Origin of the sequence: Bradyrhizobium sp. 45 (assembly GCF_023073155.1) — a bacterium.
GTDB classification, from domain to species: Bacteria; Pseudomonadota; Alphaproteobacteria; order Rhizobiales; family Xanthobacteraceae; genus Bradyrhizobium; species Bradyrhizobium canariense_D.
Genome location: NZ_JADPIX010000122.1, coordinates 1,485,033 through 1,504,578 on the forward strand (window position 1 = coordinate 1,485,033; position 19,546 = coordinate 1,504,578).

The window sequence follows — 19,546 nt, forward strand, 5'->3', positions numbered from 1 at the left end:
CGGCAGCAGCCGTACTCACCCCATCTTCCGCAGCAACAGGCTGCTCCATCCCTGGATTCGCATGTGCTTCAGAGGCACGAGGCCGCGCGCGCGGTAGGCGGCGATCACGGCGGGGACCTGGGGCGTCAAAAGGCCGGAGAGGATGACGCGCCCGCCAGGGGCGAGGTGGCGCGTCATCGGGCCCGCCAATTGCCGTAACGGATTGGCAAGGATGTTGGCCAGCACCAGGTCGAACGGGCCGCGTCTGCCGAAATCAGCCGCCGCGAAGCCGATGGCGCGGATCACTCGCACATGGTGACCGACCTCGTTCAACACGGCGTTCTCGGCTGCCACCTTGACCGAGGCCGGGTCGATGTCGGAGGCCAGCACCGCGCGATGCAGCGCTTTCGCCGCCGCTATCCCGAGCACGCCGGTCCCGGTACCGAGGTCGAGCACGCGGTCCGGCCGGGTGCGTTTCAGGACATGGTCAAGCAGGAGTAAACAGCCGCGTGTGGTGCCGTGATGGCCAGTGCCGAAGGCGAGAGCCGCCTCGATCTCGATGGCGAGCTTGTTCGGGGCCACGCGGTCGCGGTCATGGCTGCCGTGGACGACGAAGCGCCCGGCCGGCACCGGGACGAGATCTTCCAGGCTCGACTTGACCCAGTCCCTGGCTTCGACGGTGTCGAAGGCCAGCGTGTCCGCGATCTCATTTCCTGCTGATGTTGCAACGAGTTCGCGCAGCCACGCCCGGTCCGGCGCGTGGGCGAAATGCAGCGCGACGTCCCACTGTCCGTTCGGCTGCTCGAAGGCGGCGACCGCCGCATCATCCTCGAAGAACATTTCGGTGAGGACGTCGACAATGCGCCTTGCGGCGATCTCGCTGCCGATCGAAAAATTGGCGCGATGGGTGGGGGCAGGCTGCATCTCAGGGTTCCGTCCGGTTCAATTTTTGGAACTTTTGTTCCCGATTTTTCTAATAACTTGCATTTATGAGGTTAACCCGACCGCAGGTTGTGCCACGTAGATTTGCGGGTGTTGGGCAACCCACACAGCTTGAAATGGAAAAGGAGGCGAGACTTGAAGCGCATGATTTTGAAATTCTGGACCGACGATTCAGGTGCAACCGCAATCGAGTACGGCCTGATCGCAGCCGGCATCGCGCTGGCGATCATCACCGTCGTGAACGGACTGGGCACCACCATGAACGACAAGTTCACTTCGATTAGCAGCTCCTTAAAGTAATTTCCGCCTCCCATTCCCGGCGGGGCAATTCTCCATACGACTGCTTTCGAGCCGCGCCCGCCGGGGGAATTGCCCCCTGGCGGGCGAAGTCGTTTTGGGGAGAGGTTTTCACAGAATGCCCACAGGCTACCCGCTGGTTTGTCCGGACTTTGTCCACGGATTATCCCGCCGCTCATTCCCGGATTTTCCACCGATTTGTAGCAGGCTTTGAAGGGGCATAACCCACCGCCCTTTCACAGCTTTGCCAACAGTCTGTCCACAGCCCATCCACAGGCTTATCCACGGCTTCCGAACAACGACCGGTGATCCCTCAGGATTGCCTGGGCGGCGTTGTGGCCAGGCGCGCCGGTGACGCCGCCGCCGGGGTGGGCGCCGGAGCCGCAATGATAGAGGCCCTTCACGGGCCCGCGATAATCGGCGTGGCCCAGCATCGGCCGCGCCGAAAACAGCTGGTTCAGCGTCAGCGCGCCGTGGAAGATGTCGCCGCCGAGCAGGCCGAACTGCCGTTCGAGGTCGAGCGGTGACAGGATCTGGCGGCCGAGCACGCTTGTCGCAAAACCCGGCGCGTATTTGTCCACCGTCGCGATCATGAGGTCGGCAACCTCGTCGCGATGGTCGTCCCACGACTTCCCATCGGGAAGCTCCGGCGCGACGTGCTGGCAGAACAGGCTTGCGACGTGGTGTCCTGCGGGCGCGAGCGTGTCGTCGAGCGTCGAGGGGATCAGCATTTCCACGACCGGCTCCCGGCTCCAGCCGTGCGCGCGGGCATCGAAAAAGGCGCGGTCCATGTAGCCGAGATCAGGGGCCAGGATAATGCCGGAGGTGAGATGATCGCCGTCGCCCGGCAGCGCCGTGAAGGAGGGCAGGCGGTCCAGCGCCACGTTCATGCGGAAGGTGCCGGAGCCGTTCTTCCAGTGCCGGATGCGGGCGAGGAAGTCTTGGGGAAGCGCATCGGCGGCGACCAGCCGCGTGTAGAGCAGTTTCGGATTGACGTTGGCTGCGACATATTTCGCGCGGATGGTCGTACCGTTCTCCAGCGCCACGCCGACCGCGCGATCGCGCTCGACGATGACCTCGCGCACGCCTGCATCGGTGTCGATCACAACGCCGCGGTCGCGTGCGGCGCGCGCCATGGCCTGCGTGATCGCACCCATGCCGCCGATGGCGTGACCCCAGACGCCCTTCTTGCCGTTCACCTCGCCGAAGGCGTGATGCAGCATCACATAGGCCGAGCCCGCGGCGTAGGGGCTGGCATAATTGCCGACGATGGCATCGAAGCCGAACAGCGCCTTGACCAGATCATGCTCGAAACGTTCGTCCAGCATCTCGCCGGCCGAGCGGGTGAAGAGATCGAGCAGGCTGCGGCTCTGCTCCAGCGACAGCCCGCGCAGGATGTTGGCGCTCTGGAATGCGTTCACGGCTTCGCGGATCGAGGCCGTGCCGAAACCATCGAGCAGGTTTGGCGGCGCGCGCAGCACGAATTGCCGAAGCACGTCGGCGATATCTTCCAGTTCGCGCGAAAACCCGTCGAGTGCATTTGCGTCATGCGGGCTCAGCCGGGCGACGGACGCCTGCGTCCGCCCCTCGCCGGTGAGAAGATAGCTGCCGTCGGGGGCGGGCAGAAAATTCTGCGCGCGCCGTTCGACGATGCGCAGGCCCTGTTCGGCCAGCTTCAAGTCACGGATCACCAGCGGATTGAGCAGGCTCACGGTGTAGGCCGCGACCGAATTGCGGAAGCCGGGATGAAATTCCTCCGTGACCGCGGCCCCGCCGACCACCTTGCGGCGCTCGACCACGCGCACGCGCAAGCCGGCCATCGCGAGATAGGCCGCGCAGGTGAGGCCGTTATGGCCAGCGCCGATGATGATGACGTCGGTTTCGATCATGAAGGGGTCAGCTGTTCCACGCCCATTCCGGGATGGTCTGAACGACCGGGCTCGGGACATCTGTATATCAAGCATTCCCCGCTGCAACATCACGAGACCCTTTATTGCCCGTTCAGGCGCCTTGTGCTCCATTGCGCGCGCCCGGCGCCCGCCGGGGCTGGAGCTTCCATGGATTCGATCGTGCAACCCGCCGCCACGGAGCAGCCGTCCTCGTCACGCAACCGGCTGCTGCTGACGGTCTACACCGCCGCGATCTTCGTCAGCGCGCTGTTGCTGTTCTCGGTGCAGCCGCTGTTCACGAAAATGGTCCTGCCGCGGCTCGGCGGCTCGCCGGCGGTGTGGTCGGTGGCGATGGTGTTCTTCCAGTCGCTGCTGCTGGCGGGCTACGCCTATGCGCATTTGTTGATGCAGGTGAGGAACCGCATCGTTCCGGTGGTGGTGCATCTCCTGCTGCTGATCACGGCGTTCGTCACGTTGCCGCTCGGCATCGCCTCGGCCTATGGCGATCCGCCCGCTTCGGGCTACGCGATCTGGCTGCTCGGTCTGTTCGTGATCTCGATCGGGCTGCCGTTCTTCGCGCTTGCCGCCAACAATCCGTTGCTGCAGGCCTGGTTCGTCCGCACCGGGCATCCTGCCGGACACGATCCCTATTTCCTCTATGCGTCCTCCAACATCGGCAGCTTCCTCGCCCTGCTGTCCTATCCGTTCCTGCTGGAGCCGATGTTCACGCTGCACACGCAGAACCGGCTCTGGACCGGCGGTTACGGCATTCTGATCGTCCTGATCGCCGCCTGCGGCGTGCTGCTGTTGCGCTCGCCGAAACTGGCCATGGTCGATGCGCGAACCGAGGATTTGAATGCGCCGGCGCCCGGTCTCATGACGCGGCTGCGCTGGATATTCCTCGCCGGAGTGCCGTCCGGCCTGCTCATCGCCGTCACCGCGCACATCTCGACCGATGTTGCGGCAGCGCCGCTGCTGTGGGTGCTGCCGCTGTCGCTGTATCTCCTGACCTGGGTGGTGGTGTTCCAGTCGCGGCCGTTACTGCCGCACAAATGGATGCTGATGCTCCAGCCGGTCGCGATCGCGGGCGTCGTTTTCCTGCTGGCGTTCGGCGGCGAACAGAACCTGCTGCTGACGCTCGGCGGTCATCAATTGTGCTTCTTCGTCATCGCGATGGCCTGCCACGGCGAATTGGCGCGAACCCGGCCGGCCGCCAAATATCTCACCGGATTCTATGTCGCGCTATCGTTCGGCGGCATGGTCGGCGGCCTGTTCGCAGGGCTCCTTGCGCCGTTCACATTCTCCTGGATCGCCGAATATCCGATCCTGGTTGCGCTTGCCGCGCTGTGCCGGCCGCCCGCGAACGAGCGGCTGGCGGGCATCGTCAAATGGTACTGGCTGGCGCTTGCCGCGCTCGCCGTCGTGCTCGTTGTGCCGTCCACCACGACGGGCGGGCTATCGACCTGGTTCGAGGATCACCGGGTCTGGATGGCCGGCGGCGTCGGCGTGCTCGCCGCGCTGCTGGCGCTGGCGGTCAACGCCGGCCGCTGGAAGATATTCGCCACCGTCGCGCTCGCGCTGGCGTTGATCCGGGTTTATCCGGCGGACGAAGGCCGCGTCACCACGGTGCGCAGCTTCTTCGGCGTGCACAAGATCGTGGTGACGCCCGGCGGCTATTTCCACGTGCTGATGCACGGCACCACGATTCACGGCGCCGAGCGCTTCCTCAACAATGACGGCACGCCGGTCACCGGCCGGCCGGAGCCGATCACCTACTATCACAAGGACGGCGGCATCGGTCAGGCCGTGACCGCGATGCGCGAGCGCAAGGGCGCGCCGCTGAAGGTCGCGGCGATCGGCGTCGGATCGGGCACGCTCGCCTGCGCCGCCGAGCCCGGCGAGAGCTGGACATTCTTCGAGATCGATCAGTCCATGGTCGACGCGGCAAGCGATCCGAAGAATTTCCGCTACATCTCGAGCTGCATGCCGGGCCTGAAGCCGGTGATCGGCGATGCCCGCCTCACCTTCGCGAAGGAGCCGGACGGTGCCTATGATCTCATCATCGTCGATGCCTATTCGTCGGATGCGATCCCGATCCATCTTGCGACCGAAGAGGCGATGAAGATCTACAAGGACAAGCTCGCTCCGCACGGCGCCGTGGTGATGCACGTCTCCAACCGCCACCTCGATCTCGAGACGGTCGTGGTCGGTATCGCCGATGCCAACGATCTCAAGAGCTGGGTCTACAACGAGGATTCCGGGCGCGATGGTGACTACATCTTCTCGACCGACGTCGTCATCTCCGCCCGCGAGGATGCCGACGTCGGCAGGCTCGCATCGTCGAAAACATGGGAGCAGACCGAAGCCGACGACCGGGTGCGGGTCTGGACCGACGATTACTCCAACATTTTGGGCGCGCTGTACCGGCGCTTGCGGGACGGGGAGTAGGGCCCGCTTCTACGGCTCCACCGGCGTCCCCGCGGGCAACGCGATTGCCTTCTCGCCAGCGACCTGCCGCAACAAATCGGGCCTGTCGGAGATGATCCCGTCGACGCCGATCTCGATCATGCGCGCCATGTCTTCGGGTTTGTTGACCGTCCAGACCACGACATGCAGCCCGAGCGCATGGGCCTCGGCGATCAGTGCCGCGGTCACATCGCCGAAATAGGGTGACCAGACCGCGCCGCCCGCCGCCTTGATGGTCCGCGGCAGCGACCCGCCGTGATCGGCCGGGCTGAAGCCCGCCGTCCAATTGGTCGCCTTGTCCAGCGCCACCGTCTGGCCCGAGCCGCGCTGGAGCGTCAGGTACACCGTCGGCATCTTTGGTGCCCGCTGCTGGACGAGCAGCAGGGTCCGCCAGTCGAACGACTGGATCATGACGCGGTCGGAGAATTTCTCGGCTTCGATCACGCCGAGCAGTTTGGTGACGAAAGATTGCGGATCGAGCGTCTCGTCCGGATGGTTCGGATCGATCTTGGTCTCGATGTTGAAGCGCACGCGCGTATTGCCGGATTTGCGCACCAGCGCGAACAGCTCGCTCAAGGTCGGAATACGGGTCCCGGGCATGGCGCGCTGGTCGGGGAATTGCTTCGCGTAAGGGCTGTCTGGCCGGATCTGGCCGACGTCATAGGTCCTGACGTCGGCGAGCCGCAGTTTCACGAAGGGCGTGCCGGGAGGCGTGACGTAGGCGCCGCTCGCATCCCGCGTGATATCAGGATTGAGCCCGCGCTCATGCGAGACGACGACTTCGCCGTCGGCGGTGATGCCGACATCGAGCTCCAGCGTGTCCACGCCGATCGACAGCGCGTTGGCGAAGGCCGGAAGCGTGTTTTCCGGCAGCAGTGCCCGCCCGCCGCGATGGGCCTCGAGGTCGAAAGCCGAATCAAATGCCGAATCGAATCCCATGGCCGGTCCCGCAATGAGAAGTGACAGTACGGTCAAGATCGTCGCAGCACGTGACGGCATGGTGGCTCATGGGGCAAGGGGAAAGGGGCGATATTTCAACGCGTTTGGCGCGTCCGTCCTATTGTATAGGCTTTCCTGGCTGTTGAAACCTTGGGCGGTGGCTTGGGTTGCGCCCGCCGCGGGGGTATGTACTCATAGTCGGTGCCCTGGAATCCCGCCCGTGCAGCAGCAACGCGATCATCGAATTATCCGCAGCCGGCATTTTCGCCGGATGCAGCGCCGGCATTTCATGATCTTCGACGTTTTGCCCTTCGTCGGCACGCTGCTGGCGCTGGTCCTTCTGTTCTACCGCCCGATCGGCGCGATGGAGCTTGGCCTGTCCGTCGGCTTCTGGCTGGTCACCGGCCTCGGCCTTACCGTCGGCTATCACCGGCTCTTCACCCACCGCGCCTTCGCGACCTCCACGGCGATGAGTGCGATCCTGGTCGTGATGGGATCGATGGCCGGCCGCGGCCCCATGCTGTCCTGGGCGGCAATGCACCGCCGGCACCACGAATTGTCCGATCACGACGGCGATCTGCATTCGCCGCGGCTGCACGGCGAGGGCGCATTCGGCCGCCTGCGCGGCTTCCTGCACGCGCATTTGACCTGGATGATCGCGCACGATTATCCCAATGTTGCGCACTATGTCCCGGACCTGATGGCGGATCGCAGGCTGGTTGCCGTCAACAGCTACTATTACAGTTGGGTCGGTCTCGGCCTGGTGCTGCCGGCCGCGATCGGCGGCCTCGCCACCATGAGCCCGTGGGGCGCACTGACCGGCTTGCTCTGGGGCGGCGTGGTGCGCATGTTCGTGGTCGAGCAGACCATGTCGGCCATCAACTCCGTCATGCACAGCTTTGGCGCGCAGCCGTTCGTCACCCGCGACGACAACAGCCGCAATCTCGGCGTGGTGGCCTGGCTTGCCTGGGGCGAGGGCTGGCACAACAACCACCACGCCTTTCCCTATTCCGCGGCCTTCGGCTTGCGCTGGTTCGAGTTCGATCCGGGCTTTGTCTTCATCCGGGCGCTGGAAGCGCTGGGACTGGCCTGGGACGTCAAGGTGCCGAGCGAGGAGAAGATTGCGCGACGCATGCTGCGGCAGCCGGGTGACGCTGCGCCCGACCTCGAAACGGGCTGAGCATCATCCGCCGGCTCACGCCGGCGATGGCGCGGCTGTGAACCGATGCTGTTCAACGACTATCCCTTTCTCCTGGTCTTCCTGCCCGCGGCGCTGCTGATCTATCGCTTGGCCGATCCCTATCCGGGCTTGCGTATCGGCGTGCAGGTCGCGCTGTCGCTCGCCTTCTATGCCTGGGGCAGCCCGTCCTTCATCCTGCTCCTGATCGGCTCGATCGCGATCAACTGGCTCGCCTCGGTTGCCTATGGGCGCGTGAAATGGCCGGCGCTGCTGACGCTGGTGATCGGGCTCGATCTCGCGGTGCTGGCCCTGTTCAAATACGCCAACTTCGTTCTCGCTAATCTGGGTCTCGTGCTCGGTACGACGCTGCCGGTGCTCGACGTCGGGCTGCCGCTCGGCATCTCCTTCTTCACCTTCCATCACATCATGTATCTGGTCGACCTGAAGCGCGGCAGGGCGCCGCTCTATGCGTTCGACCGCTATGCGCTCTACATCGCCTTCTTCCCGCAGGCGATCGCCGGCCCCCTGGCGCGCTGGTCGGAGGTGATGCATCAGTTCGGCAGGCAGGTCTACGTTCCGGGCTGGCAGCGTCAGTTCTGCATCGCCACCTGCTTCATCGCGATCGGCCTGTTCGAGAAAATCGTGATCGCCGACGGCCTCGCGCATCTGCTCGATCCCATCTACGCGCAGGCCGCGAACGGGCCGCTCGCGGGCGGTGACGCCTGGCTCGCCTTCTGCTTCTCCTTCCAGATCCTGTTCGATTTCTCCGGCTATTCCGACGTCGCGATCGGCCTCGGCCTGCTGTTCGGCGTGCAGCTGCCGTACAATTTCGATGCGCCGCTGCGCTCGACCAACATCCAGGATTTCTGGCAGCGCTGGCACATCACCCTGATGCTGTTCCTGCGCGATTACGTGTTTTATCCGCTGGTCAATCTGCGCCTGCTGCCGCGGCGCTGGCTGCCGGTGCAGTTTTTCGGCGCGATGATGATCACGATGGCGCTGTGTGGCCTCTGGCACGGCGCGAGCTGGACCTTCGTGCTGTGGGGCGTGCTGCACGGGCTTGCGCTGGTCGCCTGCACGCTGTGGCGTCGCTATGGCCCGGAGTTCCCGTCATGGCTCGGCTGGGCGCTTACCGTGCTGTTCGTGCTCGCGACCGGCGTGATCTTTCGTGCAGGATCGGTGGAGGCGGCCTGGCATGTCTTCGCCGGACTGGCTTCGCGGCTCCCGCTCGAGCGCGGAAAGCATTTGTGGCCGCTAATCGCAGCGCCGCTGTTCGCCTTCCTGCTGCCGGCGAGCCAGGACATCGTGGCGGTGCTCACGCGCCGTCCCAATCCGTGGCTCGCGGGTCTGCTCGGTCTTGGGCTATTCGCATTGCTGCTTCACATGGGTGGTCGGGATCTCCATGAGTTCGTCTACTTCAAGTTCTGAGACCGATCCCGGCTGGGGCCGGAGCTTGCTGGCGTGTCTGGGCACGCTGATCGGGGCTGCGCTGCTGGTGCTCGCACTGATGGTGGCGGTCGATCCCTATGACAGCGGCAAGCTCGGCCTGCTTGGCATCGACGGCGTCGATAATCGTCTGACCAAAATCACGGCCGCGAGCCGCGCGCGGGATCCGGATTTCAATGCCGCGATCCTGGGTAATTCGACGGCGCAGATGATCGAGCCGGCGGAATTGTCGCGCGCAACCGGCCTGCGATTCGTGCAGCTCTACATGACCGGTGCGTTCCCCCGCCAGGAACTCGCGGTGCTGGACTTCTTCCTGCGGAATCACCGGGAGGTCGGCGCACTGGTGATCGTGACTGACCCTGGCTGGTGCACGCATGCACGGGCGAAGGAGGAGGGCGGCGTCCCATTCCCCGACTGGCTCTATGACAGAACCGTCGTCACTTACGCTGCACGCCTGATCTCCTGGCAGGCCATCGAGCACGCCTTTCAACGCATCAGCATCGGCCTTGGCCGGCGACCAAGGATGAACCCCGACGGCTTTGTCAGCTACGAGGACATCTGGCCGCCGGGCCAATTCAAAGAAGTCGGCTGGCCCAGGGATCCGGCGCCGGCCTCGTCTGCCGAGATGCGGGCGACATTTCCCGAGATCGCTGCGCTGGCAGATATCGTCAGGGCATTGCCGGCCGATGTGCCCGTCGTCATCATCGTGCCGCCGACCTTGGCGACCACCGTGCCGAAGCCCGGTACGGAAGCCGCCTTGGAGCGCAGCGCCTGCGATGCCGCGCTGAAGAAAGTGGTCGCGGGCCGACCGCGCAGCAATTTCATCAGCTATCGCGTCGACAACGATCTCACGCGCGACCGCGCCAATTTTGCCGACTTCATCCATTATCGCCCAATTCTCGCGCGCAAGATCGAGCAGGGGATCGATGCGAGCCTGCGCGATGGGGAGAGCGCGAAGATCGATTTCTGAATCGTCTCAGCCGAGCTGTTCGAACCCGCCATCGAGCCAGAGCTTGCGTGCCAGCTTGCGCTGGATCTTGCCGCTGGTGGTCTTCGGCAGCGTGCCGGGCCGGATCAGCGCGATGTGACGCGCGGAGAGTTCGTGGTTGTCGGCGACGGCCTCGCGAATTCGGCCCTTGATCGCTTCGGTGTCGATCGAGTGGCGCGCGGTGCGCTCGATTTCCTGGACGATGACGAGCATTTCTTCGCCGGTCTCGTCCGGCACCGAGAACGCCGCGCCGCAGTTTTCGCGCAAAGCTCCATTGAGCGATTGCACCGTGCGCTCCACGTCCTGCGGATAATGGTTGATGCCACGGATGATGATGAGGTCCTTGATCCGTCCCGTGACGAACAATTCGCCTGTGACGTCGATGAAGCCGAGGTCGCCGGTGCGCAGCCACGCTCCGTCTTCGCCGGCAATCTGCGCATTGAGCCCCTCGCGCGTCGCCTCGTCGTTGCGCCAATAGGCGCGGGCAATATTGGCCCCACTCACCCATATCTCACCGACGCGGTCCGCGGGCAGCCGCGTGCGGTTGTCCGCGTCCACGATGGCGATCCGTTCGCCGGTGAGCGGGCGCCCGCAGCCGACGGCGACCTGTGTATCTTCGGCGTCGGAAGGCGCCTGCGCCGCATGCGCCTGCAGCGCCGTGCGGCTCACGCTGCGTGTGACATGACCGCCGCCACGGCGTCCGCCGGAAATCAGGAGCGTCGCTTCCGCCATTCCGTAGGCGGGATACATTGCGCGCGGATCGAAGCCGTGGGGCGCAAATGTCTGGATGAACCGCTCGATGGTTTCCGCATGCACCGGTTCTGCGCCGTTCAGTGCGATCCTGAGCGAGGACAGCTCGATGCCTTCCATCTGGTCGGCGCGATAGCGGCTGACGCAGAAATCGAAGCCGAAGTTCGGGCTGCATGCCACTTCCGCGCGATAACGCGCGATCGCGCGCAGCCAGCCGAGCGGCCGCTGCATGAACGCGTTCGGCGCCATCAGTACGCAGGTCGCGCCGACATAGAGCGCTTGCAGCGCGTTCAGGATCAGCCCCATGTCGTGATAGAGCGGCACCCAATTGACGTAAGTCGATTGCCGGCTGTTGCCGAGCGCGAGCCGGATCATCTCGAGATTGGCGAGCAGATTGGCGTGGCTCACCATTACGCCTTTGGGCGCGGACGTCGAGCCGGAGGTGTATTGCAGGAAGGCGATGTCGTCCGGCGCCGGCTCGGGTAGTTCGATTGTCTCACCTTCGGCCGCGGCGAGATCGACCTCGATCCAGCGAATGTGCTCATGCGCGAAGCGTGCCCGCAAATCACCGCGGAGCGCGACGGCCGAATTGGTCAGCGCCACCGCCGGCGTGCAATTGGCGAGGATCGCGGCGCTGGCATCGCGCGCTCCGTTTCGCCGCGGCATCATCATCGGCACGGCGATGATGCCGGCCATCAGACAGCCGAAGAACGCCACCATGAATTCGATGCCGGGCGGAAACACCAGGATGGCGCGATCGCCGGGACGCGCGGCCACGGTCAGTCGCGACGCGAGCGCGCCCGCGGCATCGTGCAGCTGTCGAAAGCTGAGGACAGCGTCCTCCGTCCCGCGATCGGAGACGAAGACATAGGCGCGGTCGTCGGCCTGCTCCGCCGCACGCCGGGCCAGCAATGCCACGAGCGAGCGGAAGGTTTCCATGGGTTGCGCCGACTTCAACCGCCCTCAGGCGGCGGGGCGGATTGCGCGCTTGTCGGCGAGAAACCGCGACAACGCCTCAACGGTCGGATGGTCGTAGAAGTCGTCCGTCGACAGCTCGAGGTCGAGCTTCTCCTCGAGTTCCATCATCAGGTAGACCAGCATCGCCGAATCGAGGCCGAGGCGGCTGAATTTCGTGCCGATATCGACGCGGTCGCTCGAAATTCGCAGGATATTTGCCAGGGCGGTAACGCAGAAATCCGAAATCTGCTCGCGTGTCATGTCATGTCCCAGAAACAATGGGAACGACAATAGGGGCGACCCCCTGGTTGTCAATTTGGTCGGAACGCCGCTGCGTTGAAGGTTGTGGACTGTTGCTTCCTTGCGTCGGCCGGTGCCCAATCCGTGCACAAGGCTGGCGTTATTTCCTGCGGTCGATTGCGGCAAGCGCCCGTCGCGGCAGCGGCTTTCTGATTCGCTGGCGCGGCAACGCCGCGTCCAGATAGGTCAGTTCTGGTAGTAATAGCCACGCGGTTGGTAAACCTGCCGGGGCTGCGGCTGATAGTAGGTGCCCTGCTGGCCGTAGCCCTGATTGTAGTATTGCTGCGGCTGCGGCTGATAGACCTGTGCGTCATAGAGCGGGCGGCTGCCGCGCGGCGCGGGGTAGCGCGCGCCGGTGTCGCTGCCGTCGGCCGGATAGATGTAGTTGTCGTCTTGCGGCATGTAGCGGCGGGCAGGTGCGGCCTGAGGCGTCAGGTTCACGGGATCGCCTGATGTGGCGTACTGCTCTTCGGCGGGCTGCGGCGCGCGGGCCACTGCCGTGGGATTGCGGCCACGCGGATTGCGGGCGAGCGCCACCTGCGCCGAGCCGGTCAGCGTTACCGTGGTGTTGAGCACGCCCTGCTGCTGCACCAGCGCGTAGAGCGTGGTGGCATTCTGGCGCGACAGCCGCACGCAGCCATGCGAGGCGGGCGTGCCGAGCCGGCCGACCGAGTCGGTGCCGTGGATGGCGTGCCCGACCTTGGTGAAGAAGATCGCGTGCGGCATCGGCGCGTCGTCGAATTCCTTGGAATAGTGATCCTCTTCCATGCGGAAGGCGCGGAACGCGCCGTTCGGCGTCTCCCGCGAGGGGATGCCTGTCGACACCGGCCAGTGGTAGCGCGCGACGCCGTCGACGGCGACGGTCATCTGCTGATTGTCCTTGTCGACGGTGATGTCGACCTTGGCCTGCGCGGCGCCCGCGCTCAAAAGCATCAGGGAGGTGAAAGCAATAAAAAACGAACGCATCTGACTCGTGGCCTCCGGCCTGTTCATACTAGGCGCCGCGGCTCTCCGTCCCCCGGCGTGCATTATGCCTGCAATCGCGCTTTCGTTCCAGCGGCCTGCAAAGCAAACCTTATTGCCATCGTTAACGGGACGCCCGGCGTAAGCAAGGCCGCTTTGTGCCGCAAAGCGAGCGGCAGCGCTGACATTTTCGCGAGCGGGAGATGCGTTCACAACGCCGACAATTCATCACAATGGTGCAACCATCCGGGGCGCAACCATTTGGCCGCATCGGCGTTGACGATCGCTGCCTCGACCGGCCGCTTCCGCGGCCGGTTTTACCTTTGGGAATGAAGATGAACAAAGTCTGCGTCGCCGCCGCTTCTCGGCCGGCTGGTCTGCCTTTCCGTGTGCTCTTCGCTGGCGCCGCCGTTCTGGCCGCGCTGTCCTGCGTCCCCCAGCCTGGCCATGCCCAAGGCATCGTTCGGGGCGCCCAGGAAGGTTCTTACGAAGGCAACCGGATCGCCGGCCCCGTCGGCGGCGTGGTTGGGGGCGCGGTCGGCGCCGGTGTCGGCAGTGCCGTCGGCGCGGTCGAGGGGGTGTTCGGCATTCCCCATCGCGGCCACCGTCGGTGTCGCGGCTATTACGACGGATACAACCGCTTCCACTGCTATCGGTAGAGCTTGCGATTCCGGGGCGCGCGCGTGCCCCCCGGAATGACGGCCGGATCAGTTCTTCAACCGATATCCCGTGCGGAAAATCCACCAGATCACGACCAGGCAGATCACCAGGAACGCCGTTGTCATGCCGATGCTGACGGCCATGCTGACGTCCGCGATCTCGTAGAAGCTCCAGCGGAAGCCGGAGATCAGATAGACGACCGGATTGAGCAGCGCCACCGTGCGCCAGGCGGGCGGCAGCATGTCGATGGAATAGAAGCTGCCGCCGAGGAAGGTCAACGGCGTCACCACCAGCATCGGGATCATCTGCAGCTTTTCGAATCCGTCGGCCCAGATGCCGATGATGAAGCCGAACAGGCTGAACGTCACCGCCGTCAGCACAAGGAAGGCCAGCATCCAGACCGGATGATGGATGTGCAGCGGCACGAACAGGCCAGCCGTGGCGAGGATGATCAGGCCGAGGATGATCGATTTGGTCGCGGCCGCGCCGACATAGCCGAGCACGATCTCGAAATAGGAGATCGGCGCCGACAGGATCTCGTAGATCGTGCCGGTGAATTTCGGGAAGTAGATGCCGAACGAGGCGTTGGCGATGCTCTGCGTCAGCACCGAGAGCATGATCAGGCCCGGCACGATGAAGGTGCCGTAGCTGACGCCCTCGACCTGGCTGATGCGCGAGCCGATCGCGGCGCCGAACACCACGAAATACAGCGAGGTCGAGACCACCGGCGAGACGATGCTTTGCAGCAGCGTGCGCCAGGTGCGCGCCATTTCGAACAGGTAGATGGCGCGGACAGCGCGGTAGTTCATGACGCCCTCACGAGATCGACGAAGATGTCCTCGAGCGACGATTGCGTCGTGTCGAGATCGTTGAAGCGGATGCCGGCTGTACGGAGATCGCCGAGCAGGCTGGTGATGCCGGTGCGCTCGCCCTTGGTGTCGTAGTCGTAGACCAGCGTCGCGCCGCCGTCGCAGAGGTCGAGCTCGTAATGCCTGAGGCTCTCCGGCAGCGCATCGAGCTTGCCTTGCAGATGCAGCGTCAGCCGCTTCTTGCCGAGCTTCTGCATCAAGGTGGCCTTGTCCTCGATCAGCACGATCTCGCCCTTGTTGATGACGCCGATGCGGTCGGCCATCTCCTCGGCTTCCTCGATGTAATGCGTGGTCAGGATGATGGTGACGCCGGATTGCTGGAGCGTGCGCACCACCTCCCACATGCCCTTGCGCAGTTCGACGTCGACCCCGGCGGTCGGCTCGTCCAGGAACAGGATCTGCGGCTCGTGCGACAGCGCTTTGGCGATCATCACGCGACGCTTCATGCCGCCGGAGAGCGTGATGATCTTGCTGTCCTTCTTGTCCCACAGCGAGAGGTCTTTCAGCACCTTCTCGATATGATCGGGGTTCTTCGGCTTGCCGAACAGCCCGCGGGAGAAGCTCACGGTCGCCCACACGCTCTCGAAGGCATCGGTGTGCAATTCCTGCGGCACCAGCCCGATCAGCGAGCGCGCCTTGCGATAGGAGGTCTGGATGTTCTCGCCGCCGACGAGGACCTTGCCTTCGCTCGGATTGGCAATGCCGCAGATGATCGAGATCAGCGTGGTCTTGCCGGCGCCGTTGGGGCCGAGCAAGGCGAAGATTTCGCCGCGCGTGATGTCAAGATTGACGTTCTTGAGCGCCTTGAAGCCGGACCCATAGGTCTTCGACAAATTGGCGACGGAAATGATGGAGGACATGATGGCCGCAAGTCTGAGGGGCTAAGGCTGGGGAGGGGAGGCTGGAACCTACCGGGAGGGGCGGGTCAGCGGAGCCCTGACATAGGAAGGCCCTTGCGCGGCTGCAATTAGCGGGAGAAAAATGGCCTCGAAACAGCTCCTTCCGTGGCAGGTTTCGGGCAAGTGTTGCGCGATGGTCACGGCTTGATGCTAAGATCGTCGTTCACGCGGCTCTTTGTTGCGTCTGCGAGCAGGCCATGGCTACGATTCCGGCCGAAGCATATTCCCAGGGAAAAGATCGATGAGACCGAACGGCCGTCACACCGCTGGCGTCAGCCAGTTGTCCGCCCTCCGTGCCTGGGCGATGGGCCTGCTCCTGCTGTCAGCTGTTGCCATCAGCCCGACCACCGCCACGGCGGCGCCAAGCCAGGCTGCCGTCGCGACCACGCATGTCTACCTGCTCCGCGGCGTGCTCAACATCTTCTCGCTCGGGCTCGACACGATCGGCGCCCGGCTCCAGGCGCAGGGCATCCCGGTGACCGTGGCGAATTTCGTGTCCTGGTCCTCGCTCGCGGATGAGGCCGCGACCGCCTACAAGGCCGGCCGGCTCAAGACCATCGTACTGGTCGGGCACTCCTCCGGCGCGACTGCGCTGCCAGACATGATCGCCAAGCTCAACCGTCTCGGCGTGCCCGTGAAACTCGCGATCGGGCTCGACTCCGTGTTCAAGACCAAGCTGTCGACCGGCGCGGAGCGCTACATCAACATCTATATCGGCGACGGCCCCGGCGAGCCGGTGAAGCGCGCGGACGGTTTTCGCGGCAAGCTCGACAATGTCGACGTCCGCGGCTCCGGCGTCGGCCACATCTCGATCGACAAGAACGAAGCGATCCAGCGCCGCGTGATTGCCGAGATCGACGCCGCAATCATGCGATCGCGCGCACCGGCTCCGGTTGCCGAACCCGGCGCGCCCAGGTCGGCGCGCTCGGCGGCGGCAACGGCTCCCCGGAATTAAGCCGTTCGCCGCAAGCAGGTGAATTGACAATGCCGCCGTCACGCCGACGGCGGCATTGTCGTATCTGCACAAGCCAAGCTCGATCACCCGCCGGTCGAGGAAGGGAACTCGGCGTACGATCTGGTGTTGTTACAGCATGACAAGCGGACGAAACGTCGGCCCCATGGCGGTTCAGCCCGAGCGGACGTGGGCCGGTCGGCCTGTTTCCGAAAATGTCCTTGAGAAAAAGCCGCAGCCTCAATCGAGCCAGTTGAGCGCGACGCGAGCCGGCTTGTTAAGACAGCACGCGCTGCGGACGCAGCGTGCGTTGCTCGCCGGCAACAGCGACGGTCGCAAGAGTTCCTCGAAGTGCAAGAGTTCCTCGAATTGACAGGCCGGCCTTCCGGTGTGCCGTCTGTCTGGGGCCAGTCCACGTGAAGATCTTTCAGTGCCCGTCATGCCGCCATCCTGTCTCGTTCGAGCACATCGCGTGCGCGAATTGCAGCACTGAGCTGGCGTTCGACTCCTCGCGCATCGAGATGACTAGGCTTGCATCCCATCAATCTTGCCGTAACCGCGAGATCATCGGCTGCAACTGGTGTGTCGAGGGCGCGGACTGGTATTGCGGCTCGTGCCGCCTCACGCGCACAATTCCAAACCTCGGCAGCACCAGAAACATCATGCTCTGGCGCCTTATGGAGGAAGCCAAGCGCCGTCTTCTCTATGATCTCAGTCGCCTCAAGCTTCCGCTCGCATCGCGCAACGGCGCAGAATTGGCTTTCGACATTCTTTCGGACGAGGTCGGTCCGATCGTGACGGGGCATCTCTCGGGCCTGATCACGCTCAACCTTGCGGAGGCCGACGATGTCGAACGAGAATCTCGCCGCGTGGCGTTCCGGGAGCCGTACCGCACGCTGCTCGGGCATTTCCGGCACGAGATCGGTCACTTCTATTGGGACCTGCTCGTCGACGGCACGACATTCCAGGCCCCGTTCAAGCTGATCTTCGGTGACCAGGCGCAGGACTATCAGGCCGCGATCAACTCCTATTACAGCCGCGCCGATCGTTCATACGACCGAAGCGGCTTCATCAGCGAGTACGCCACGTCCCACCCCTGGGAGGATTGGGCGGAAACGTTCGCGCATTTCCTGCATATCGTGTCGACGCTCGACTCGCTCGCAGGTTTGCCGTTGGCGCTGGACGAGCGCGCCCGGCAGACCCTGACGGATCCCTATCTCGAGAGCGACTTCGAGGCACTCCTGGCACTGTGGATGCCGCTTGCTCGCAGCATCAACGAACTCAACCGCTCGCTCGGGATGAGCGATGCATATCCCTTCGACATATCGCCGGCGGTCAAAGGCAAGCTGCATCTCGTCCATATGGCGATCAGCGCATTCCGCGCTCAGCAGAGCCTGGCGGCGTAACTTTCGCGGAGGACAGCCCCCGTTACGTCAGGAAGGTACGAATGCTGTCCGCGATTTCCTTCGCGTGCGTCTCCAGCGCGAAATGACCGGTGTCAAAGAACTGCACCACGGCGTTCGGATTATCGCGCTTGAACGCTTCGGCGCCGGGCGGAATAAAGAATGGGTCGTTCTTGCCCCAGACCGCGAGGAACGGCGGCGTGTGCTTGCAGAAATAGTCCTGGAAGGCCGGATAGAGCGCGACGTTGCTCTTGTAGTCGCCGAACAGGTCGAGCTGCACGTCGTCCGAGCCCGGGCGCGCAAGGTAGAAATTGTCGAGGTTCTGGCCGTCCGGTGACACGGTCATCGGATCGGGGACGCCATGCGTGTACTGCCAGCGCGTCGCTTCCGGCGTGAGGAGCGCGCGTAGCGCGTCGCGATTGGCCGGCGACGGATCCTGCCAATAGGTCTTGAGCGGAGTCCAGTCGTCGCTGAGCCCTTCCTCGTAGGCGTTGCCGTTCTGTGAGATGATTGCCGTGATCCGCTCGGGGTGACTGAGCGCAAGCCGGAAACCAGTCGGCGCGCCGTAATCGAAAACGTAGACCGCGAAACGGTCGAAGCCGATCATTTCGGTGAAGCGTTCGATCACGCGCGCGAAATTGTCGAACGTGTAACGGAAGCTTTCGCGCGAAGGCATGTCGGATTGGCCGAAGCCGGGAAGGTCGGGCGCCACGATATGAAACCTGTCCGCCAGCAGCGGAATGAGGTCACGAAACATGTGGCCTGCGCTGGGGAAGCCGTGCAGCAGCAGGAGTTTTGGCGCTCCGACACGACCGGCCTCGCGATAGAACACCTTGAAGCCCTCGACATCCGCGGTGCGGTACGCGATTGCGGCCATGACATTCTCCATCTTAGTAACCACTAAATTGCCTACTAAGAGGTTACGTCTCCTTACCGTAACTTGTCAACGCCGTTCTATCAGGTTATCTGAGTCCATGCTCCCGACCGGCCAAGGACCGCTCATGGACCGCCCGCCCGCCATGTTCATCGCCGACTCTCTCGGCCTCGACTTCCTCAACTCGGTGGCGACGCCGCTCGATACGCCGGTCGACTGGATCGATGATGGTCATGGCCTGATCGACTGGCTGGCGCAGGCGAAGCTGGTGCCCGCGGATGATCTGCACGCGCTGACGGCGCGCGCCACGCCGGACGAGCTGGACAAGGTTGCGGATCAGGCGCGCGCCTTGCGCGAATGGTTCAGGGGCTTCGTGCGCAAGCATGCAGGCCGACCGCTCACGACGGATGCATTGCGCGAACTCGATCCGTTGAACAGCCTGCTGGAGCGCGACGAAGCGTTCAGCCGGATCGAGCCGGGCCATGCCGATGGCGGCGCTCTGGCATTGCGAATGAGGCGGCGCTGGCGATCGCCGGAGGCGCTATTGCTGCCGGTTGGCGAGGCCATGGCGAAGTTCGTTTGCGACGAGGATTTTTCGAACGTCAAGGCGTGCGAGGGGCACAACTGCACCATGCTGTTCGCTGACCACACGCGCAGACGCGCGCGACGATGGTGCATCATGGCGGTCTGCGGCAACCGCGCGAAACAGGCCGCACACCGCAGCAGGCTCAAGAGCATGCAGTGATTGGGGGGCGAGATGCTGGAATGAGCGCGGATCGAGCCCCGGTTCCGT

The 19,546-nt window shown here is 64.2% G+C and carries 18 protein-coding genes; 9 read left to right on the forward strand and 9 right to left on the reverse strand.

All coding sequences use genetic code 11. From position 1 onward, the window contains the following. Nucleotides 1-15 precede the first annotated feature (15 nt). Nucleotides 16-903 (reverse strand): 50S ribosomal protein L11 methyltransferase, encoded by an 888-nt coding sequence (locus tag IVB42_RS27510; protein WP_018454253.1) that lies wholly within the window; start codon nt 901-903, stop codon nt 16-18. A gap of 153 nt (nt 904-1,056) precedes the next feature. Here IVB42_RS27510 and IVB42_RS27515 point away from each other — a divergent pair, with 153 nt between their 5' ends. After that, nucleotides 1,057-1,221, forward strand: coding sequence for a Flp family type IVb pilin (locus tag IVB42_RS27515; RefSeq protein WP_018454254.1), 165 nt, complete (start codon nt 1,057-1,059; stop codon nt 1,219-1,221). Nucleotides 1,222-1,496: 275 nt separating this feature from the next. On the opposite strand, the gene IVB42_RS27520 is transcribed toward IVB42_RS27515, so the two are convergent. Beyond that, on the reverse strand, nt 1,497-3,107 hold the full coding sequence (locus IVB42_RS27520) for an NAD(P)/FAD-dependent oxidoreductase (RefSeq protein WP_085385411.1): 1,611 nt from the start codon (nt 3,105-3,107) through the stop codon (nt 1,497-1,499). A 168-nt stretch (nt 3,108-3,275) separates the two neighbouring features. On the opposite strand from IVB42_RS27520, the gene IVB42_RS27525 reads away from it, so the two are divergent. Further along, a complete protein-coding gene (locus tag IVB42_RS27525; RefSeq protein ID WP_018454256.1) occupies nt 3,276-5,555 on the forward strand; it encodes a fused MFS/spermidine synthase in 2,280 nt (759 codons plus the stop codon). 9 nt (nt 5,556-5,564) lie between these two features. Here IVB42_RS27525 and IVB42_RS27530 read toward each other — a convergent pair whose 3' ends face one another. Beyond that, nucleotides 5,565-6,512 carry a glycerophosphodiester phosphodiesterase gene (locus tag IVB42_RS27530; RefSeq protein WP_247294849.1) on the reverse strand — a complete coding sequence of 316 codons (948 nt, stop codon included), beginning with the start codon at nt 6,510-6,512 and terminating at the stop codon, nt 5,565-5,567. 220 nt (nt 6,513-6,732) lie between these two features. Here IVB42_RS27530 and IVB42_RS27535 point away from each other — a divergent pair, with 220 nt between their 5' ends. The 3 genes from IVB42_RS27535 to IVB42_RS27545 are packed head-to-tail and all read left to right on the forward strand — an operon-like array spanning nt 6,733 to nt 10,108. Beyond that, nucleotides 6,733-7,692, forward strand: a complete 960-nt coding sequence (locus IVB42_RS27535; protein ID WP_247294847.1) for a fatty acid desaturase — start codon at nt 6,733-6,735, stop codon at nt 7,690-7,692. A gap of 45 nt (nt 7,693-7,737) precedes the next feature. After that, nucleotides 7,738-9,120, forward strand: coding sequence for an MBOAT family O-acyltransferase (locus tag IVB42_RS27540; RefSeq protein ID WP_247294845.1), 1,383 nt, complete (start codon nt 7,738-7,740; stop codon nt 9,118-9,120). Nucleotides 9,121-9,145: 25 nt separating this feature from the next. Continuing rightward, nucleotides 9,146-10,108 (forward strand): hypothetical protein, encoded by a 963-nt coding sequence (locus IVB42_RS27545; RefSeq protein ID WP_018454260.1) that lies wholly within the window; start codon nt 9,146-9,148, stop codon nt 10,106-10,108. 6 nt (nt 10,109-10,114) lie between these two features. On the opposite strand, the gene IVB42_RS27550 is transcribed toward IVB42_RS27545, so the two are convergent. From IVB42_RS27550 to IVB42_RS27560, 3 genes are read right to left on the reverse strand one after another with little or no spacing between them, the layout of a single operon-like run. Further along, nucleotides 10,115-11,815, reverse strand: coding sequence for a fatty acyl-AMP ligase (locus IVB42_RS27550; protein WP_247337760.1), 1,701 nt, complete (start codon nt 11,813-11,815; stop codon nt 10,115-10,117). 24 nt (nt 11,816-11,839) lie between these two features. After that, entirely contained in the window at nt 11,840-12,259 is a 420-nt protein-coding gene (locus tag IVB42_RS27555; RefSeq protein ID WP_231190427.1) for an acyl carrier protein, read from the reverse strand. A gap of 60 nt (nt 12,260-12,319) precedes the next feature. Continuing rightward, entirely contained in the window at nt 12,320-13,126 is an 807-nt protein-coding gene (locus IVB42_RS27560) for a L,D-transpeptidase (RefSeq protein WP_085349071.1), read from the reverse strand. A 305-nt stretch (nt 13,127-13,431) separates the two neighbouring features. Between IVB42_RS27560 and IVB42_RS27565 the strand changes: the two genes are divergently transcribed. Further along, nucleotides 13,432-13,755, forward strand: coding sequence for a hypothetical protein (locus IVB42_RS27565; RefSeq protein ID WP_247397495.1), 324 nt, complete (start codon nt 13,432-13,434; stop codon nt 13,753-13,755). Nucleotides 13,756-13,803: 48 nt separating this feature from the next. Here IVB42_RS27565 and IVB42_RS27570 read toward each other — a convergent pair whose 3' ends face one another. Continuing rightward, the gene (locus IVB42_RS27570) at nt 13,804-14,565 is read right to left on the reverse strand and encodes an ABC transporter permease (protein WP_018454266.1); all 762 of its coding nucleotides are present in this window, start codon (nt 14,563-14,565) and stop codon (nt 13,804-13,806) included. Then, the gene (locus IVB42_RS27575; RefSeq protein WP_018454267.1) at nt 14,562-15,485 is read right to left on the reverse strand and encodes an ABC transporter ATP-binding protein; all 924 of its coding nucleotides are present in this window, start codon (nt 15,483-15,485) and stop codon (nt 14,562-14,564) included. The genes IVB42_RS27570 and IVB42_RS27575 overlap by 4 nt, the downstream gene beginning before the upstream one ends. A 280-nt stretch (nt 15,486-15,765) precedes the next feature. Between IVB42_RS27575 and IVB42_RS27580 the strand changes: the two genes are divergently transcribed. Together IVB42_RS27580 and IVB42_RS27585 are read left to right on the forward strand one after the other, a co-directional pair. Continuing rightward, nucleotides 15,766-16,479 carry a hypothetical protein gene (locus IVB42_RS27580; protein WP_247361207.1) on the forward strand — a complete coding sequence of 238 codons (714 nt, stop codon included), beginning with the start codon at nt 15,766-15,768 and terminating at the stop codon, nt 16,477-16,479. A 413-nt stretch (nt 16,480-16,892) separates the two neighbouring features. Continuing rightward, nucleotides 16,893-17,882 carry a putative zinc-binding metallopeptidase gene (locus tag IVB42_RS27585; protein WP_204512061.1) on the forward strand — a complete coding sequence of 330 codons (990 nt, stop codon included), beginning with the start codon at nt 16,893-16,895 and terminating at the stop codon, nt 17,880-17,882. 22 nt (nt 17,883-17,904) lie between these two features. Here the strand turns inward: IVB42_RS27585 and IVB42_RS27590 are convergent, their stop codons facing one another. Beyond that, nucleotides 17,905-18,756 (reverse strand): alpha/beta hydrolase, encoded by an 852-nt coding sequence (locus tag IVB42_RS27590; protein WP_247294835.1) that lies wholly within the window; start codon nt 18,754-18,756, stop codon nt 17,905-17,907. 124 nt (nt 18,757-18,880) lie between these two features. On the opposite strand from IVB42_RS27590, the gene IVB42_RS27595 reads away from it, so the two are divergent. Then, nucleotides 18,881-19,498, forward strand: a complete 618-nt coding sequence (locus IVB42_RS27595) for an ABATE domain-containing protein (RefSeq protein WP_247295147.1) — start codon at nt 18,881-18,883, stop codon at nt 19,496-19,498. The last annotated feature ends 48 nt before the right edge of the window (nt 19,499-19,546 follow it).

Coding starts and splice junctions, on each gene's coding strand:
- IVB42_RS27525 (WP_018454256.1), top strand. CDS start 3,276: ATGGATTCGATCGTGCAACCCGCCGCCACGGAGCAGCCGTCCTCGTCA.
- IVB42_RS27580 (WP_247361207.1), top strand. CDS start 15,766: ATGAGACCGAACGGCCGTCACACCGCTGGCGTCAGCCAGTTGTCCGCC.
- IVB42_RS27560 (WP_085349071.1), bottom strand. CDS start 13,126: ATGAACAGGCCGGAGGCCACGAGTCAGATGCGTTCGTTTTTTATTGCT.
- IVB42_RS27570 (WP_018454266.1), bottom strand. CDS start 14,565: ATGAACTACCGCGCTGTCCGCGCCATCTACCTGTTCGAAATGGCGCGC.
- IVB42_RS27550 (WP_247337760.1), bottom strand. CDS start 11,815: ATGGAAACCTTCCGCTCGCTCGTGGCATTGCTGGCCCGGCGTGCGGCG.
- IVB42_RS27575 (WP_018454267.1), bottom strand. CDS start 15,485: ATGTCCTCCATCATTTCCGTCGCCAATTTGTCGAAGACCTATGGGTCC.
- IVB42_RS27510 (WP_018454253.1), bottom strand. CDS start 903: ATGCAGCCTGCCCCCACCCATCGCGCCAATTTTTCGATCGGCAGCGAG.
- IVB42_RS27565 (WP_247397495.1), top strand. CDS start 13,432: ATGAACAAAGTCTGCGTCGCCGCCGCTTCTCGGCCGGCTGGTCTGCCT.
- IVB42_RS27595 (WP_247295147.1), top strand. CDS start 18,881: ATGGACCGCCCGCCCGCCATGTTCATCGCCGACTCTCTCGGCCTCGAC.
- IVB42_RS27520 (WP_085385411.1), bottom strand. CDS start 3,107: ATGATCGAAACCGACGTCATCATCATCGGCGCTGGCCATAACGGCCTC.
- IVB42_RS27540 (WP_247294845.1), top strand. CDS start 7,738: ATGCTGTTCAACGACTATCCCTTTCTCCTGGTCTTCCTGCCCGCGGCG.
- IVB42_RS27590 (WP_247294835.1), bottom strand. CDS start 18,756: ATGGCCGCAATCGCGTACCGCACCGCGGATGTCGAGGGCTTCAAGGTG.
- IVB42_RS27530 (WP_247294849.1), bottom strand. CDS start 6,512: ATGGGATTCGATTCGGCATTTGATTCGGCTTTCGACCTCGAGGCCCAT.